Genomic DNA, 17,467 nt, shown 5'->3' with positions numbered 1-17,467 from the left:
TCATCTGATGATTTTTCATGGAAGAAGACTTCTCCTATCTTTACCTTTATACATGAATTGTAAACCCTTTTTGTTTCATTTTTTTCGCCAAAGGGTATATGATAGAGTCGTAGAACATAAATTGAATGAGTGGAGTGATTTTTTTATGGCAACAACATTAGAGGTCCAAAAAAGAGAAACAAAACCGCATTCGAACATAACGTCTATCCGTAATGCAGGTAGAATTCCAGGTGTTATTTATGGTTACAAGGCAGACAATGTCTCTGTATCTGTAGACTCTTTAACATTTATTAAAGCAGTTCGTGATAATGGCCGAAATTCGGTATTTTCTGTATCGATCGACGGAGCAAAATTAAATGTACTACTGCATGATTACCAAGTTGACCCGTTAAAAGGCGACATCGAGCATATTGATTTGCTTGCGGTAAACATGTCCGAAGAAGTAGAAGCCAACGTTAGCGTGAACTTAGTTGGTGAATCCAAAGGCGTGAAACTTGGCGGCGTCTTGCAACAAGTACTGTATGAAATCACAGTAACAGCAACGCCAGACAAATTACCAGAAACCATTGATTTAGATATTACAGATCTTGATGTTGGTGACACAATCGCCGTATCAGATATCCCGAAAAACGGTGATTACGAAGTGATTACCGACGTGGAAGAAGTCATCGCAACCGTAGCAGCACCGCGTGTAGCCGATGAACCAGAAACAACAGAAGCCGCAGAACCAGAAGCTATTCATGGCGCTGACGACGCGGAATAAATAACGAGAAGCTGGGCATTGGAGGAGCTAATTCCTTCACTGCCCGGCTTTTTTTGTGCCTATTTTTCTTTAAAAAGTAAAGCCCGGAGCGCCGCAATATCCTCAAGTTTCCACGGTTTTTTATGTGTCACTAAAATCCCTTTACCACGCAATTCCCCAAGCAACGTCACCGTATAGGAACGAGAAGTAGAAGCCAGTTCCGCAAGCAATGTATAATCTAAAAAACGAGGAAACTCCGCCCGATTTTTCCCTGTCACCAAACTAATGTCCAGCAATTGCAGCAACGTATAGTAAATCCGATCCGCAGCCTCCATCCGATCCTTAACGACCAGCTCATAAAGCCGCGATTTTACAAACAAAAGATTATGAAGCACCACATAACTCCGCGGGTCCTCCGAATAAAGCACCTTTTTGAAAAACTGAAAATCAATTTTCCACCACCTAACATCTGTAAGCGCTGTGAGACTAATCGATTCAGGCATTTCCTCTTCGGTCGTAGCAAAAATAGGGAAGTGAGGCGGCTTCACAATGAGGTGAAACTGGATGTTCAATATATCGGTATATGTCTCCTTCAAATACCCCGATTCGAGCATATAAAAAAACTTGTTCTTACTATCAAGCATGAGCGTATCACCCTTCTTCAAATGTTCTTCCACACAAAATTGATTGAACTGCAAATCTCTTTTCAGTAGTTTCACCAAATTTTTAGGTGACGCAAATACTTCCATGATATTTTTAGGATACAAAATAATTCCCCCTTCTATGTTTGATATCAGTATACATTATAAGAGTAACAGACTAATTCGCAATAAAATAGTCTTTAAGAATACACTTGGATTTCTAGGTGGTTCAAAATTGTACCATCCTATTAAAATATGCAAAAATGCAATATGTCACAAACTGTTCACAAATAACCTTTTTAAAAATAGATTAGTAGGGCAAAAAGTTTATCTACTAGACGAATTATCGTTTATTAGTACAGTACAATAACCCTCGATTTTTGAAAAAACCTCAAAAATATAAGTGAGAATCGCAACACAAGTATATAATTATCTTATCGAGCAAAAGCACATGAAGATGAGATTACGAATGTAACAAAAAGTACAAACAAAACCTTCAAAAAATCATAATCGCACCCAGTTTCGCATCACTATTCAATCATAAAAGGTGATATACTATGTACGTTAAATAAAAATGTAATCCATTGTACATTCATTTATAACCGAGCCACCTGTGCTTTAGGGACAAAAATCGTGATGGAGGCGTGACACAAATGTATAGAGACATGTTAGTAGAATTATACGATAAAAACATAATTGAGAAAAATTTCAATAGTACGGTTTTTCTAGAAAATCTTCTTCTAAGCGATCACATACACCCAAAAGAATTAGAAATAGACAAGAAACAAACCCTCATTGAAGCCGGCGTCCACAACGAGAACATTTACTTCATCAGAAGAGGCATTGTATCCTCATCGCTTGGCTTTATGGGAAAAGGAAGGTTCTTAGGCTTAGACACATTAGTCATGAATGACAAGCCATTGTGTACAATACAAACAATAGAGCCTTGCGAACTTTACGTTTTTGAAAAACTAGAAGTAATGGAATACCTATTTAGTCTCCAAGAAGGCTGGCTATTCCTATATTTGATAGAGAAAGAAGAACGCAATTTACTACTAAAAAATCATTCCTTCTTAACTTTGAAAGGCTTAGAAAGAATGGAGGCAGTGCTCATTGATTTAGCACAAGACTTCGGTGTTAGAGAAGATGATATGGTTATTCTACCTAAAAGCTTCTCGAAGAAACTGATTGCTGAATACGCGAACTTGAGCGTAAACACAATCACGATTCTCATTAAAGAACTCAAGAAAGAGCATTTCTTAAAAACAAAAACAGCGAACAATCTATTTTATATCAACGGCTCGAAGGTTCCTATGAAATAGGCATAAGAAAGCAACGCATTTTTATTCCGCGAAATAAAGATGCGTTGCTTTTATTGTTTAATAAGCGTTATTCATCCAATTGGCTACTGTGTTGCCGATGAAATACTGGCCTTCGTCATTAGGATGTACGCCATCTTGCAAGGTATAGTCGTACATTGATTTCTGGCTGTACAGGTCTAAACATGGTGCGTTGTATTTTTGCGCGATGTTTTTTATTGCGGTGCCGTAGTCGTTTAAGTAAACACCGTTCGTATTTGTGTAGTTATCGGAATCCTTCGCGTCTCCAGCTAGTTGTCGTGAGCGCCACATCGGAGTGATGAAATAGATTTTCTTATTTTGTGCGGTTAGCTTTGCTGCAATTGTATTTAGCGCGCCGTAAAACGTGTTTTTATCAGTGCTATTAAGCGAGCCAAGCGGTGTATCGTAATAGAAATCATTGGTTCCTCCGAAGATGACAACATCCGTGATTTTGGACGTGTCGATAGCTTCTAGTCGTTGTACTAAAGATTGTACGGTGGATGCGCTGTTTTGTGCCACTGTAGCGCCGCTGATGCCTTCGCTTTGCAGTGTTGGGAAGCGTAATTGTTTCGAAACAATGCTTGGATAGGCGATGTTTGCTCGAAGTCCAGCCGTGATACTGTCACCTAAGAAGAGTACATTGGACGCTTTCCATTTGGCGATGCTAGGCGGAGTTTCCTCGACATTTAGTGTCGTTGTTTCGAGGAGCTCGCCTTTTTTGTTATAGGTTTTTATCGTAACGGTATCGGTAGCCTTCGTTATTTTGCCTTCGATGTAGAACTTGAGTTTATGATTGATGACATCGCCGCCGTAATAAACTTTCTGGTTGACTTGGACGCTCATTTGCGTGACATCAGGGTTGCTGTAAATCCCTGTTATGTACTTATCTCCCAACATAAAATCATCTACAAAAACTTGCGTGGTTTTCCGCACGGTTTGTGTCAAATTACCGCTAAATGTACCGTCGTTGTTCCGCCATGTGAGTTGGTTATTCCCAGCTTCGTCCCATGTAAGATAGTCGTTATCCAAATGGTATGCCGTAGCGGTGTTTATTGTCAGCGGTTGCCCGTCTTTATCTTTTAGAAGCATCGATGTCGTATCGCCAACGCTTGTCGCTGGTGCACTTACATGTTGATTGATGGCGAAAAAACTATCCAAGTTCGTCATATTCTTCAAAGGTGTGAGGTTCGTCAGATGGTTGCCAGATAGATTTAGTTGTTGCAAAAGCACGAGGTTTTGTAATGGTGAAACATCCGTCAACGCGTTATCCGCAAGATTAAGATAGGTCAAGGCCGGAAAATAACGAACGACACTCGCGTCTTGCATCTTGTTTTCGTTCGCTTTTAAGTAGGTTAAGTTGGTGAGTTTCGCTAAGCTACTCATGTCGGTGATATTGTTTCGCGTGAAATCTAGACTGGTCAATGTTGTTAATTGGCTAATTGGCGAGATGTCGCTAATATTGTTGGCAAATAAACCCAGAACGGATAGTGCTGGCAAATGCTGCAATGGTGAGACATCTGTGATTGCGTTGGAATTGAGTTGCACTGATTGTAAAGTTGTTAAGTTAGCTAATGGTGTGATGTCTTGAATACGATTCATGCCTAAATCTAAAGTCGTTATTTTTGGTAGTTTTGCTAGTGGGCTGATGGAGCTGATTTGATTCGTGTAGACGTTCAAGCTTGTCAGATTGGTTAGCTGGCTTAATGCTGTGATGTCCTTTATTTGATTCCCCTGTAGTTGCAGACTCTTGGTGTTGCTTAGTTTTTGAAGGGCTGTAATGTCTGAGATTTGGTTGTAAGTAAGCGTGATCGTTTTCAATGCTGTTAGATTGGCAATCGGTGTTAAATCAGCGACATCTGTATTGGTGAGTTGTAGTCCAGTGATGTTGGTTAAGTACTCCAAACCAGTCAAATCACGGACTTTTTGATTTTTGATGACGAGCGAGCCGAATTTGGTTAATTGTGTTTTTGTTACGGTATCGCTAGGGCTTTTTTTGAGTGTAGTAGCGATGGTTTCGGCAAGAATTGGGTCGGGAAATAGGTCGGAAATTTTGTATTCTTGCTCTGCCGCTGCTGTTACGAGATGGAAATTACTTAATAAAAATACCGGAATTACGAATAAAATAATGCATTTTTGAATAAATCTGTTCACTGAAAAAACTCCTTTTTTTGTCTATTGTTTTTGTGAATAAGGTTTTGTATGTGGAAGCAAAGATAGTAGATAAGGAACGCAAAACAGGTGAGTAGCAAAGTAATCCATGTTGGGTAGGCCGCGTTTAATGACTGGTGCGTGAGTATTTTCCATCCGTTGGCATAGAGCATTAGGAAAAAATAATGTGTCCCCATGATAACTAAGGAATGCCGTCCAAATAATCCCCATAACTTGGACTTGCCAATACGCTTACAAATCAGGCAGAAAACAAGAATGCCAAGAATCGCGGCGACAGCGAAAACAAAGAAATTCCCCAGATTATTGCTTCTGAAACCAACAATTTGCCCTTGGTTTAGGTAAAAAACGGCTAATACATAAGAAAGCGCCATTAGTAAGATAATATACTTTTTCTGGAGTAATTTCCATGTTAAAAAATACCACGAACGACATTGGAAACCAGCATAGTAAAATAACCAACTTAGCGGCATGATTTGCAAGCCCCACGTGAGGCGAATGCCGCTTTTGGTACTGAGAAAGACGGCGAGTATCAGAAACAAGAGAGCAACTAGCCACTGCCATTTGGAAAAATAGCGCATCATAACAAAGAATATGACTTCCACGCTGAATAAAACGACTAAAAACCAAAGCGGACTATTGAATCCTACGTCTCCGTTTAGAAAGAAGAACTGTTGTAGCATGGTAATTGGCGATGCGGTTAATTGCTTGGATGCTACGAAAGTTAAGGCACCAACGACGACAAATGTGATGATTTGAAAAAGGAAAAACGGGACGAGTAGTTGTTTGCATTTTTTCTTTAAAAAGGCAGGAAGTGAGATGGCATGCGTCTTGTACAGGTAGCCCGAAAGAAAGAAGAAGAGCGGCATGTGAAAGCCATAAATGATAATTTTTAAAGTATCACTTGCATAGAAATGTCCCCAAACGACGAGAAAAATACCGATTCCCTTTGCTGTATCAATCCAATCCATCCGTTTTGTCGTCATGTGTTACCTCCCGTTAATGGTTTGAAGTGTTTGGCGCAACTGGGTGGAAGAGGTGCCTTTCGTGTACGGCAAATACTCGATGGAAACGCCAACTTTGCTGAAATCCGCTTCGAATTGGTTCCAAGTGTCGCTTCCTTTCCAATCGTCACCCACGAAAATAGCGTCAAATCCTAGTCGTTGCCATGCTTCCATTTTATTCATGTTGACTTGCGGGACGACTTCATCGACATAGCTAATATGTTTCACGATCTCGATGCGTTCTTCAAAGGGGATGATAGCTTGTTTTTTCTTATAGGAAACGAGTTCGTCTATGGTTACTCCGACAATGAGGTAGTCGCATTGGGCTTTGGCTCGTTTTAATAGATTTAAATGCCCGATGTGAAACATATCGTAGACACCTGTTGTATAACCGATTTTGTAGTGTTTGCGCATGATTGATGGGTCTCCTTTAGTGGCAAATTGCCTTGATTTTAGTTGCGATGGTACTTGCAGCGTGACCTGTTTCGCATTGTTGGATACTTGCATTAAATGCCGCAAGTTGTTGGCTGTAGTGGCTTTCATTGAATTGGTAGACTTGCTGTATTAGTTCTGTTGGTGTGTGGGCAAGTGGGAACGGTAGTGCCTGGATGTCAAAATACAAATCGCGTTCGGTCGCCAGATATTCCTGGATGTCGGGTGTGTAGAGCATCACTTTTTTGCCGGCGATCGCCATGTCGAACATGCTGGAGGAATAATCGGTAAGCAGTAGGTCTGTTGCGACAAGGAGTTCTTGCATATCGGGATAATCCGTGGCCTGCAGAACATCGGCGTCTGTTAGAAATTCAGAAGCAAGGTGTGCGACATTGGGATGAAGGCGAATGAGGATTTTCCAATCGCTGCTAAACTTGGTTTGTAACGCCTGTTTTAGTGCTGTAAATGCGTGTAAGTATGCCGATGCTGTTTCGTTTTTTCGGAAAGTTGGCGCGTATAAAGCAATATTGGTGGTGCTTGGAATGCCGAAATGTGTTGTGACGCGTTGCTTGATGGCTGTGTTCGCTTGGAAAAATACATCGCATCGTGGGGTTCCAGTTAATAGAACCTCGCCTTGGAACCAAAAAGCTTTTTTGTACATCTGTTGGCTAAAGGTGGAGCCAGCTAGCATGTAATCACATTTCTTGGCATCTCGTTTGGCGCGATCCAAGTAGGCCGCAGGTAGCTGGTTTTCCGCGTCTTTTTCGATTTTTTTGAGGCGGAGTGGGCTGTGCCATGTCTGAATGTAGCGCTGTTTTTTTCGTTTGGGTGGGCTATATTTTTGGCGGCAGTTGTCAATCCACACTTGGGCTGTGGCTAGTTCGCGTAATGCTTGTCTGGAGCCGTATAGCACTGGGCGGACACTTGTTGGTAGTGAGGATTCTTGTCCTTTTTGGATAAGCCACACGATATCGAAACCCTGATGTAGCAAAGCCTCCACGATGTATTTCGGACTGTCACCATATCCGCGGCCGTAATGGGCGGTGACAACAATTTTTTTCGACTGAATCGGGAGAAGCCAGTAATAGTAGGCAAAATTGCCGAATCGGAAACGTTGTTGAAAGAGACGAAAAGCTTTTTTAAGTTTCAGAAACATCGATTTTTAGCTCCTTTGTAGCGAAGATATGGCGGTTTTTCCACACGATGAGACCTCGGTAAAGCAATACGGTAAATTGGGAGACGAGGGTTACGTAACAGAGCGTATGCACGGTGAAAATGCCTGTGAAAAATAGCAAGGATAAGCCGATAATTTGAACGACCGCGGAAATCATTGTCGAACGGTTCGCGTGTCTGGCCAGTCCCATTGGAGATAGTGTTGGGAAACCTAACAAGTACACGAGTGGTGTCATGGCGATGATTGGTAGTAAGATGCGCAAAATCGAGCCAGCATCGTAGAACGCGGGACCGAGAAACCAAGCCATGAATGGATTTGCATAAATACCCAAAACGATACACCCAATGATAAGTGGTGGCATGATCAGCCAGAGAATTTTTTTTAGCAAGCGAAAGTCGCGATTTTTCACCATATAGGGATATAAACTATCCGCAATGGGAGAAAAAGCAGTTTTGGCAGTGCCTACGAGCCGATCTGAAGCGACATACATACCAACGTTTACATTGCCAGGCGTGTACATGAGACCTAAGAAGAACGTGTTTGTCACTTGGTATACCGTGGCTGCGATGCGTGAGAAGAAGAAGGGGCTCGACTCGCGAATCGTGTGTTTCAAATAGCCTTTTTCTAGTGGTACGAACTTTATTTTTAACGAGCGAGATACGTGTCGTTGTGCCAAAATCAGCGCAACGGCGTTACCGATTAACGTAAACAATGGCACGAAGTAATACTGTTGAGGGGTTTTTAAAAAGAGGAAAATCATGCTCACAAAAAAGGCTTGGATAGCGACAGTACGAATCGTGATGCGTTTCATCGTTTCTAAACCGCGATACAGAAAATCAGGTAAGAACGCGCTCACTGCAACAGATGCAAAGGTCAGGATGTATAATAAGAAATCTTGCCGAAGCATCGGAATGGCGTAACAAATCCCTACTAGAACAACGAGACTAAGCCCCGTCAAAAGCCCTTTCGCGTACATAACAGCCGTGTATATTTTCGCAACTGCTTGTTTGTTCTCGCGATGCTTGGAAATGTCTGCGGTGGCCGACAAAATAAAGCCAAAATCAATAATTAAGCGGAAATAAGTCATCATAGCGACCGCAAAACCTACTTTTCCGTAGAATTCAGGCCCTAAAATCCGCGTTTGATATGGCACCGTAATCAGGCTGAAAAAGTAGCCCGAGAAAGTCAAGAGATATAAAAAGATAGTATTCTGCAATAATCGTTGTTTTTTCGTGTCTTTCATCGTTTCCAGCCTTTCCTAATTCTGCGGATTGCTGCGCGCATTTCTAGTCGTTTACTTAGCATAAAAGGTAGCGGAGACGCCTGACGCAGGTTTTTGGCGTAGCCGCGGCTATCCATGTATAATGTATTCCGTCGCCAGATGAGAAAATCGATGGCTGCATCAGACTTGGCTTGCTTACTCGCAACATCAAGTTCTCGAACTACTCGCAACTTCGAATCGTACGACGCTTGACTCTGATAAATATTGTTTTGCATAATCGAGCCAGCGCGATATCTTCTTTTGAAAAAAGGTTGCGCAATGTATTGGAAGGTTTCCGCTTTTGTGAATAACTGCGGAGTGAACAGTTCGTCTTCATGCAAAACGCCAGCCAAAAAACGAAGGTCGTGTTTGGCAAATAGTTCGGCGCGAATGAATAGTAACCAAACGGGCGAATTGTAATGGTTTCGCTGCGCTTGAAGCCATGCTTGTTGATTGTAGATGCGTGTTTCTGCAAGCCATGGTCTGGAATCGTAGCTATTCGTGATTGTCATACCAGCTTCGGCAAACGGCTCCGCATCGAATTTAATCACATCGACGTGATTACGTTCCGCCAATGAAAAGCAAGCTTCCAACATATCGTGCTGCAAATAATCATCCGAATCCAGAAAGTACACATATTTCCCCACGACCTCCTGTAATCCTCGGTTTCGAGCAGCAGATAACCCTTGATTCGGCTGTGAAATAATCCGTAACTGGGGTAAAATTCCCTGATATGCCTCTAAAATCGCTAAACTCTCATCCGTACTACCATCGTTCACAGCAATCATTTCAAAATCCTGAAACGTTTGAACACACAAGCTATCCAAGCACGCTTTCAAATAGGGCGCCACATTATAAACCGGTAAAATAATCGAAACACTAGGCAAAAACAGCCCCTCCTACGCGCGCGCGACCAATCGAATAGTACTGTAACCCAGCTTGTTCTGCGGCTTTCACAGAAAAACAATTGCGTCCATCGTAGACCCGCGGTTCGCGCATCGTATGGAATAGCGCCAAATCCATCTCCTTAAACACAGCCCATTCGGTAAAAATGAAACAAGCATCGGCGCCTTGCAACACGCTAGCTACCGATTCGCCGTAATGCAGGCGAGAACCAAACACATTCTCCAAGTTAGGCAGGCCAACCGGATCATACACATGAACGTCCGCGCCTTCATTTAACAACATCTGCAAATTAGGAATGGAAGGAGCTTCCCGCAAATCATCCGTTCCTGGTTTGAATGTCGCGCCTAAGACGGCAATTTTTTTCCCAGCAAAAAGTGGGATGTCCTTGCGCGCAGCTTGCATCAGTTTGAAGCGTTGTTTTTCATTCACATCAATCGCGGCCCGAATGGTTTTTAACGTATAACCAGCTTCTTCGGCAAGCCAATGCAAAGCCTTCGTGTCTTTCGGAAAACACGAACCGCCATACCCAATCCCGGGAGCTAAAAAGCGAGAACCAATTCGTGAATCCGCGCCCATACCACTCGTTACTTCATCAATATCCGCGCCCACAGCCTCACACAAATTCGCGATATCATTCACAAACGATATCTTCAACGCTAAAAAGTCATTCGAAGCATATTTCACCATCTCCGCACTACGACGGTTCATTTTTAAAATGGGTTGGTCAAAAGGCGTGTAGATTTCTGTCAATATATCCGCTGCTTCCTGACTTTCCGTCCCAATTACAATTCGCTCTGCTTGAAGCGTGTCGCGTAAGGCCGTTCCTTGCGATAAGAATTCCGGATTCGAAGCAACTTCCACCCAGCTTTTACGAGAGTCGCCAAGTAACTGGTCAAAATAAGCCGCTAATCGATCATTTGTCCCAATTGGTACGGTGGATTTCACGACAACGAGGGTTGGTGATGTAATCGAAGTCGCGATTTGTTCGCAAACTTGATATAGTGCTTGTAAATTCGCGGAACCATCGGTGTTTTCCGGTGTTGCTACGCCAATCATAATGACTTCTGCCTGGCGATACGCAACGGCATAATCCGTAGTGAAATGCAGTCGGCCTGCATCTTTCGCTTCGACAATTTCGGCTTCTAAACCAGGTTCATAAATAGGGGACTCGCCTCGTCGTAATTGTGCGATTTTGCTTGCTTCTTTATCAACGCAGAATACCGTGTGCCCAATTTTGGCTAAACATGTACCTGTGACGAGTCCAACATAGCCCGTTCCTGCTACTGCAATTTTCATTCTTTCATTTCCTCATTTCTATTTGGAATATACTCGTATCAACTGAATGAACAACATATAAACATAACTTCCGATATATTTCGGATGCCATTTCGTTTGCGAAAACCGTTGTAAAATAGCTTTTTGCCGCTGCCATTTGCTTTGCGTTTGATCAGTGGCGATTCCCCGATTCACAATGGATAACAGGAAAGCATCGCGCGCGGCTTGGTTCACGGGCATCGTTTGAATCCATTTTTCTGAGAAATGCCAAACATTGGATTGCCCAACCCGTCCAGCAGGCGCAATATGTTGATGATAAATGGTTTCAGCGCTTTCTACTTGTTTTATTACGACGCCTGCCGAAGCCATCCGCAACAGCAAGTCCCAATCTTGATGTTTTTTCAAGCCATCCGTAAAAGGGATTTCTAATAATAATTGGCGCGGAATTAATAATGTCGACGTTTGAATAAAGCCCATTGTCCGACGTCCTTTCCGGCTAAATAAATATTCGCCTACAGTCGTTTGCGCTTCTCTCCAAGAAATCAGCGGTAATACAAAACCTTGTTGCGGCTTCTTTGGCTGGTACGTGGAAACCGATGTAAATGCCACATGCCGCGCCGCATCATCAAACTCTAGCAACGCCAACTGTTTCTCAATTTTCGTAGGCAAAAATTCATCATCGTCATCCAAAAAGGCAATCCAGTTCCCCGACGCCATCTGTACCCCTAAATTTCGCGCTGTACTGCCGCCAACACCTTCTGTTTGTAGTATTTTGATCGGTATGTGCTGGTCAGCATACTGGCTTAACAAATGTTTAGTTACCTCATCGGGACCATCGATTACGACGCAAATTTCAAGATGCGTATACGTCTGACGCAATACACTCTTAATCGCGCGTTCCAACATTCGGGCCCGATTTCGCGTCGGAATTACGACGCTTACTAGGTGCTCCATCATTCTTTCTCCTGATAATAATAATGATCTTGCTTTTGTTTCTGATTATTAAAGACAGCCCCTAGAAATAACTTAGAACTCTGCTCCAGTCGCGTGCTAGCCTTACGAGCGCGTTCTGTCACGGTGTAATCATTACGAATAACTAACACCGAAGCATCTGTCATCCCCGATAATATTTGTGCATCCGCAACAGCCAAAATCGGCGGCGTATCGACAATAATCTGGTCAAATAACTCTTCCAACTCCGCAAAAACTTCTTTCAACCGCTCCGACGCTAAAATTGATGTCGGATTCGCCGGTATAATCCCAGCCTGCAGAATATATAAATTCGGGCTATCACTCTCAAAAATCGCGCCCTCAATCGTAGACTCCTTTTTCACTAAACCCATTAAACCGAGCGAAACTTCATTTCGAAAATACTTATGGATTGTTGGTTTTCGTAAATCGGCGTCAATGAGTAGTGTTTTCTTTCCCTTTTGCGCGAAAGCCACAGCTAGATTACTCGAGATAATCGATTTTCCAGAACTCGGATCGGCGGACGTGATTAGCAAGGATTTAATTTTCTTATCAATGCTCATCAATTCAATATTTTCAACAATCATCCGAAACTGTTCGGCCAAAGGAGACAATGGCTTGTTTTGTACGATTAATTTCTGATCGTCACGTTGGGAATCTTTCGGTTTACGTCGTATCATTTTTTCTTCCGCCTCCGTATCGAGTTTGAACTCATCACATTCTCTGTTGCCGTAATGTTACCGACTGTGCCAATCACAGGAATTTGCAGGCGCGCAACAATTTCTTCTTCTTTCTTAAATCGCTCATCAAAAATGCGTCTTGCAAAAGCAATGCCAATTCCTAAAACAAGTCCGCCAAGCAATCCTGCCAACAAACCAATTTTCGTGTTTGGACTGATTTTTGTTGCTGTCGTAGGGTTTGCGAGTAGTTCGACATTGGATACTTTCATCATGCCGGGCGTTTCTTTCAAGAAGCTTTTCGTCACAATTTTAGCGGCTTCGATGGCGCCCTCTGGCTGAGCGTCCACCACATGAATATTAATCACTTGGGAATTCTGAACGCTATCCACCGATACTTTACTGGCGAGCGTCTCTACACCTAGATTCGGATTAATCTCTTTCGCCGCACTTTGTAAAATACGCGGGCTTTTAATCACGACACTATACGTATTGACCATCTGAATATTGGCTTGAATCTCCGAGTTTTGCACCGCGGAGTTCTGATCTTGAGCATTTTGAGTAATCAACACTTGCGAGACAGCCTCGTACTGCGGTGTCACGAACAATTGTAGATAGCCAAATGCAACGCTCGCACACACAAGCAACGAGGCTACTATAATCCAGATATTTTTCTTGAGTGTTTCAGCAATTTCTTTTAATGAAATGGTTTCTTCCATAGGACTTCCTTTCTTAAATCGGGGCGCCTGCCTTCATCACCAAAAGCAATACCGATGAAAAAGAAGGTAATAACGCCAAGATTAGTAGTTAAATACAGTTCTGTGAACAATGAAGTTACCGCGTACAAGAACAAAACGAGTGTAAACGCCTGAATTCTGCCGGAACGTCGGTTAATCATGAGTAAAAAAATCACCAAGATCATCGCAAAACAAGCAATGCCAATATATCCGAACTGCGCAATAAACATCGCGATGTAACTATCATTCAAATATTGCGGATTGTCTCGCGTAAAACCGTAGTAGTCGTAAAACCGCAACATATCATAGAGTGAAGAATAATTTTTTACCGAACTTCCGGAACCAAATGAGGCAAAACCAGCGCCAAATGGGGCGTACATATCGGCAATTTTAAAAGCGGCCTGATACAACAAGCTTCGCGCAGATGTCGTGGAGGACAGTAATCGCGTATCGATAACTTCCCAGAAACTAGCTACGAGTGTGACGACCGGCAAAATAAGATAACTGATTTTAAAACTTTTTGTTTTGGCGTAGTGTTGAAATAGCAGCATGAAGAAATAAATCGCGATGAAAATCAAGCCCTTATTTCGCGCCGCAAAAAAGATTAAAATACTTCCCATAGCGAGGAATGGGATATTGTGACGTACATTTTTTAAACCGAGGAATAACATGCAGAAAAATGTAGTGGCACTTAAATAGGTGGCGTGGGGGAATATCAAGTATTGTGTTTTGATTCCCATTCGTATTTCTGTAGAAGGCCAGATCGGGTAGACGAGGTTCACAAGTAACAAGAGGAAGAGAATACCGATGACCCATTTCCCATACAGGACTAACCGATCGATTTGTGAGGAGAAAAAGCCTGGTTTAAACGCGAGTCGACCGAAGAAATAAGCGACGAAGCACTTGGAGATGCTCCACATATCAAGAACGATGAATTTCGTACCGTGAATGCCAGACACCGTATTTCCAAAAATACCGAGGCAAATAATGATCAGTAGCAATGCCAAAATCAGATATTCCTGCGCCATCCATGCTTTTGGCTGCTTGAGTTGGAATAAGAGAATCGCGCCAAGGCATAGGAATGTGACCATATTGTCTAAATTAAGCGATGACAAGACGGGAACATTTTCAAGTACGGGTGAAAATAGCATCACGGTTATAAAAGCGAAGAATAGGAAAGTAGCTACTTGATCGCGACGAGTTTGCTGCATCGGCTAGCTATCCCATTCTGAATACAGTTGATTCCATTTGTGAATATACGCTGGCATGGAAAACTGGGTTTTGATTTTTTCAGCAGCGGCTAGGCTCATTTTTTCGCGTTCTGCATCTTGCTCGATGAGTGTGGATAAGGCCGCGAGCAGTAATTCATGATCACCAGGATGAATCAAGAAACCGTCTTTGCCAGGCTCGATAATGTCTGGAATGCCTCCGACATACGTGCTGATATTCGGGATCCCGTGAGCCATCGTTTCTAGAATCGACATCGGCAGGCCTTCTTGATAGGATGGCAGCAGATGAATCATTGTTTGTTGCATCGCTTTTTCTTTTTCGGTAGCTGTAATCCAGCCACCAATTCGGATGTTTTTTAGTTGTTTCGCACGGATGATTTCTTGGGCTTGCTTGATGTCGCCATCACCATATAAGTGAATCGTGACTTCGGGATGTTTGGCGTAAAGCGCAGGCGCGATGGCTAGAATGTCGTAGGTGCCTTTGCGCTCACCGAGTTGTCCGAAGCTACTGATTTGCGTTCGTTCGGCAGGGCTAGTCAATGTTTCTGGTATCGGTACGGCATTTTGGATGATTTCCATGGGAATGCCGAATTTTGCGAAGTAGGTGGTGACGTCTTCATTAAGTACGATGATGCGATCTGCTTTTCGCAAGGTTCGGATTAGGTTTTTCTGGAGCCACGGCGCGCTTTCTTGATGGTATTGGTCAAAATGGGAGCCGTGAATGTGTAGCAGGACGCCCGCGCCGCTCCATTTGGCTAATCGTGTGGCAATCGCTTTGCGGAAATAGCTACCGTCTTGCGCCATATGAATATGAACCATGTCGATACGGTTCTTTTTAATTTGAAAAGGTAGTAAAAAAAGACCGCGTGCGGAGTGGAACGTGCGTCTCAAAAGGCTGCCTTCTTTCCAGCTTTCTAGATGAAACATCGTATGTGTGTCCGAGTGGAAGTGGTCTTTGAAGTTCGCAATGACGGTCGCAATGCCGCCTTTTGTTTCGTGATTAGGTCCAAACATTAGAATTCTCAAGTCTTAAACCTCTCTTTTCCGTGCGAATTTTGCTTGTAATACGTGTTTTATAAAAACGGCATTGCCGATGATATAGCGTTTGCCGAGTCGTTTCGGTTCTTGAATCATGCGGTAAAACCATTCTAAGTTGAGATGCTGCATCCATTTTGGCGCGCGTTTTAGTTCGCCAGCAATCACATCGAAGCTCCCGCCAACGCCGATAGAGACGGGGACAGCCATTTCTGCCAGATGTGCATCGACGAAAAACTCTTTTTGCGGGCTTGGTAATGCGATGAAAAGAAGGTCCGCGTGGCTTGCTTTGATGTCAGCTACGACGCGAGCTTCTTCTTCTGGTTGGAAAAAACCGTGATGGGCGCCTGCAATCGTGAGTGTTGGGTAGTCGTGCTGGACGGTTGCGATGAGTTTTTCTAAGATGGGTTCGCTTGTTCCGAGAAAGTAAGGACGGTAGCCTTTTTCTGCGGATAGTTCTAGTAAGCGAATCATGACGTCAATGCCAGCGACGCGTTCTAGTTGTGGTTGGTTGCATAGTTTGGCGGCTAACACGACGGACATGCCATCGGGATTGATTAGGGCCGCTTCATTGATTATTTTTTTGAAATGTGGATTTTTCTTCATCAAATTTATTTTATCGGCATTGACGCCTGTGTGATGTATCGGGTTGCGGTGGTGTATATGGGTTTCGATTTGGTGTATCGTTTCGTCGAAAGTATGGGTATCGAGATTGGCATCTAGAAATTGAATGCGTTGCGTCACTAAATGCCACTTCCTTTACCTGTTAGCTCGCGCCATGTTTTCATCAGGATAATGAAATTGAACTTGATGGAGCGGTTGCGAATGTAGTGTAGATCTAATTCAACCATCTCTTGAAAGCTCAATTTATTGCGACCACTTACTTGCCAAAGCCCTGTGCAACCTGGTTTTACAGCGAGGCGCATCATGTCGTAGGATGTGTACCGGGCGACCTCATTGGGCAATGGGGGACGCGGGCCCACGACGCTCATATGTCCTTGTAACACATTGAGCAATTGCGGGAATTCGTCAAGACTGGTTTTCCGTAAAATTTTGCCGATTTTAGTAATGCGTGGGTCGTCTTTCATTTTGAACATGTGGCCTTCGACTTCGTTTTGGGCGAGTAGTTGAGCTTTTTGCTGTTCGGCATCTACGACCATGGTACGGAATTTGTACATGTTGAATGCTTTGCCGTCGCGTCCGATTCGTTTTTGGTGGAAGAAGACAGGGGCTTTAGGTTCAGTACATTTAATAATGAGCATGATAATAAGAAGTATTGGCGAACTGATGAGCAATGCAAATGTTGCGATAGTAATGTCTAAGATGCGATATCGTTGTTCGTTTTTCTTGTTTCGTTGTACTTTTTTTACTTCTTGTGACGAATAGAACAATTGCTATTCCTCCTTATTTCTTTGGAAATGCTAGTAGCCATTCTGCTGCGGGTTCTTGACCTAGTGACACAGCATAATCCATCCATCCTTTTTCTAAATCAGCGGGGATTTCATAATAGATGTTGCCAGTCACCGTCTTACCTGCTTCTAATTCTTGACCAAGACTGTCGGCTTTTAGTCCGTAGTTATCGTAGTTCTTGCCGTCATCGTCTTTTAAATTGAAGTTTCCTGCACCGATTCCGATGGCTTTCTTAGAGTTGTTTTTTACTTGGACGACAACTTTTAAGATAGCTTTGCGGTCGCTTGTGGCTTTTTCGCGGGTTACTTTCGTTGGTGTGACGGTGATTTCTTTATTTCCTAGTGCTTTGTTTAGATCCGTGTCGTCTTGTTTAGTGCCACAACCTGCTAATGCTGTGATGAGAAGTAATGATGCAAATATTGCGATTAGTGTTTTTTTCATCTGTTTCCTACCTTTACTTTTCAAAAGG

Annotated in this window: 18 protein-coding genes; 2 read left to right on the top strand and 16 right to left on the bottom strand. The window is 43.0% G+C overall.

Annotation, left to right across the window (positions count from 1 at the left end; all coding sequences use genetic code 11):
- Window positions 1-145: 145 nt before the first annotated feature.
- On the top strand, window positions 146-763 hold the full coding sequence (locus tag EP57_RS03980; RefSeq protein WP_036084425.1) for a 50S ribosomal protein L25/general stress protein Ctc: 618 nt from the start codon (window positions 146-148) through the stop codon (window positions 761-763).
- Window positions 764-822: 59 nt separating this feature from the next.
- On the opposite strand, the gene EP57_RS03975 is transcribed toward EP57_RS03980, so the two are convergent.
- A complete protein-coding gene (locus EP57_RS03975) occupies window positions 823-1,509 on the bottom strand; it encodes a cyclic nucleotide-binding domain-containing protein (RefSeq protein WP_036084424.1) in 687 nt (228 codons plus the stop codon).
- Window positions 1,510-2,036: 527 nt separating this feature from the next.
- Between EP57_RS03975 and EP57_RS03965 the strand changes: the two genes are divergently transcribed.
- Window positions 2,037-2,705, top strand: coding sequence for a Crp/Fnr family transcriptional regulator (locus EP57_RS03965; protein ID WP_036084420.1), 669 nt, complete (start codon window positions 2,037-2,039; stop codon window positions 2,703-2,705).
- A gap of 57 nt (window positions 2,706-2,762) precedes the next feature.
- On the opposite strand, the gene EP57_RS16395 is transcribed toward EP57_RS03965, so the two are convergent.
- Genes EP57_RS16395 through EP57_RS03895 form a run of 15 tightly spaced genes read right to left on the bottom strand, consistent with a single transcriptional unit; the run spans window position 2,763 to window position 17,439 of the window.
- Window positions 2,763-4,874: a leucine-rich repeat domain-containing protein gene (locus tag EP57_RS16395; protein WP_052167540.1), complete on the bottom strand. Its 2,112-nt coding sequence runs from the start codon at window positions 4,872-4,874 to the stop codon at window positions 2,763-2,765.
- Complete coding sequence (locus EP57_RS16390) at window positions 4,871-5,875, bottom strand: acyltransferase family protein (protein WP_052167539.1); 1,005 nt, start codon at window positions 5,873-5,875, stop codon at window positions 4,871-4,873. The genes EP57_RS16395 and EP57_RS16390 overlap by 4 nt, the downstream gene beginning before the upstream one ends.
- 3 nt (window positions 5,876-5,878) lie before the next feature.
- Entirely contained in the window at window positions 5,879-6,307 is a 429-nt protein-coding gene (locus EP57_RS03950; protein WP_036084418.1) for an FAD synthase family protein, read from the bottom strand.
- 16 nt (window positions 6,308-6,323) lie between these two features.
- Entirely contained in the window at window positions 6,324-7,481 is a 1,158-nt protein-coding gene (locus tag EP57_RS03945) for a CDP-glycerol glycerophosphotransferase family protein (RefSeq protein WP_077916797.1), read from the bottom strand.
- Window positions 7,465-8,742, bottom strand: coding sequence for an oligosaccharide flippase family protein (locus EP57_RS16385; RefSeq protein ID WP_052167537.1), 1,278 nt, complete (start codon window positions 8,740-8,742; stop codon window positions 7,465-7,467). The genes EP57_RS03945 and EP57_RS16385 overlap by 17 nt, the downstream gene beginning before the upstream one ends.
- Window positions 8,739-9,647: a glycosyltransferase gene (locus EP57_RS03940; RefSeq protein ID WP_052167536.1), complete on the bottom strand. Its 909-nt coding sequence runs from the start codon at window positions 9,645-9,647 to the stop codon at window positions 8,739-8,741. Before EP57_RS03940 ends, EP57_RS16385 begins: the two co-directional genes overlap by 4 nt.
- Entirely contained in the window at window positions 9,640-10,962 is a 1,323-nt protein-coding gene (locus EP57_RS03935) for a UDP-glucose dehydrogenase family protein (RefSeq protein WP_036084417.1), read from the bottom strand. Before EP57_RS03935 ends, EP57_RS03940 begins: the two co-directional genes overlap by 8 nt.
- Window positions 10,963-10,980: 18 nt before the next feature.
- A complete protein-coding gene (locus tag EP57_RS03930; protein WP_052167535.1) occupies window positions 10,981-11,895 on the bottom strand; it encodes a glycosyltransferase family 2 protein in 915 nt (304 codons plus the stop codon).
- Window positions 11,895-12,590, bottom strand: a complete 696-nt coding sequence (locus EP57_RS03925) for a CpsD/CapB family tyrosine-protein kinase (RefSeq protein ID WP_036084415.1) — start codon at window positions 12,588-12,590, stop codon at window positions 11,895-11,897. Before EP57_RS03925 ends, EP57_RS03930 begins: the two co-directional genes overlap by 1 nt.
- A complete protein-coding gene (locus EP57_RS03920; protein WP_036084413.1) occupies window positions 12,587-13,306 on the bottom strand; it encodes a YveK family protein in 720 nt (239 codons plus the stop codon). Before EP57_RS03920 ends, EP57_RS03925 begins: the two co-directional genes overlap by 4 nt.
- Complete coding sequence (locus tag EP57_RS03915) at window positions 13,285-14,535, bottom strand: hypothetical protein (protein WP_036084412.1); 1,251 nt, start codon at window positions 14,533-14,535, stop codon at window positions 13,285-13,287. Before EP57_RS03915 ends, EP57_RS03920 begins: the two co-directional genes overlap by 22 nt.
- Before the next feature lie 3 nt (window positions 14,536-14,538).
- Window positions 14,539-15,579, bottom strand: coding sequence for a glycosyltransferase family 4 protein (locus EP57_RS03910; protein ID WP_036084409.1), 1,041 nt, complete (start codon window positions 15,577-15,579; stop codon window positions 14,539-14,541).
- 3 nt (window positions 15,580-15,582) lie between these two features.
- Window positions 15,583-16,332: a WecB/TagA/CpsF family glycosyltransferase gene (locus EP57_RS03905; RefSeq protein WP_036084408.1), complete on the bottom strand. Its 750-nt coding sequence runs from the start codon at window positions 16,330-16,332 to the stop codon at window positions 15,583-15,585.
- The gene (locus EP57_RS03900; protein WP_036084406.1) at window positions 16,332-16,979 is read right to left on the bottom strand and encodes a sugar transferase; all 648 of its coding nucleotides are present in this window, start codon (window positions 16,977-16,979) and stop codon (window positions 16,332-16,334) included. The genes EP57_RS03905 and EP57_RS03900 overlap by 1 nt, the downstream gene beginning before the upstream one ends.
- A gap of 13 nt (window positions 16,980-16,992) precedes the next feature.
- Window positions 16,993-17,439, bottom strand: coding sequence for a DUF4352 domain-containing protein (locus tag EP57_RS03895; protein WP_052167533.1), 447 nt, complete (start codon window positions 17,437-17,439; stop codon window positions 16,993-16,995).
- Window positions 17,440-17,467: the final 28 nt, after the last annotated feature.

The organism is Listeria booriae (assembly GCF_000766865.1).
Lineage (GTDB): Bacteria > Bacillota > Bacilli > Lactobacillales > Listeriaceae > Listeria_A > Listeria_A booriae.
This window is presented reverse-complemented; position numbering and strand designations above follow the sequence as displayed.

Bases quoted from the DNA above. Each gene is read 5' to 3' on its own strand.
- EP57_RS03930 (WP_052167535.1), bottom strand. From the start codon at position 11,895: ATGGAGCACCTAGTAAGCGTCGTAATTCCGACGCGAAATCGGGCCCGA.
- EP57_RS03950 (WP_036084418.1), bottom strand. From the start codon at position 6,307: ATGCGCAAACACTACAAAATCGGTTATACAACAGGTGTCTACGATATG.
- EP57_RS03925 (WP_036084415.1), bottom strand. From the start codon at position 12,590: ATGATACGACGTAAACCGAAAGATTCCCAACGTGACGATCAGAAATTA.
- EP57_RS03920 (WP_036084413.1), bottom strand. From the start codon at position 13,306: ATGGAAGAAACCATTTCATTAAAAGAAATTGCTGAAACACTCAAGAAA.
- EP57_RS03980 (WP_036084425.1), top strand. From the start codon at position 146: ATGGCAACAACATTAGAGGTCCAAAAAAGAGAAACAAAACCGCATTCG.
- EP57_RS03915 (WP_036084412.1), bottom strand. From the start codon at position 14,535: ATGCAGCAAACTCGTCGCGATCAAGTAGCTACTTTCCTATTCTTCGCT.
- EP57_RS16385 (WP_052167537.1), bottom strand. From the start codon at position 8,742: ATGAAAGACACGAAAAAACAACGATTATTGCAGAATACTATCTTTTTA.
- EP57_RS03935 (WP_036084417.1), bottom strand. From the start codon at position 10,962: ATGAAAATTGCAGTAGCAGGAACGGGCTATGTTGGACTCGTCACAGGT.
- EP57_RS03965 (WP_036084420.1), top strand. From the start codon at position 2,037: ATGTATAGAGACATGTTAGTAGAATTATACGATAAAAACATAATTGAG.
- EP57_RS03895 (WP_052167533.1), bottom strand. From the start codon at position 17,439: ATGAAAAAAACACTAATCGCAATATTTGCATCATTACTTCTCATCACA.
- EP57_RS16390 (WP_052167539.1), bottom strand. From the start codon at position 5,875: ATGACGACAAAACGGATGGATTGGATTGATACAGCAAAGGGAATCGGT.
- EP57_RS03945 (WP_077916797.1), bottom strand. From the start codon at position 7,481: ATGTTTCTGAAACTTAAAAAAGCTTTTCGTCTCTTTCAACAACGTTTC.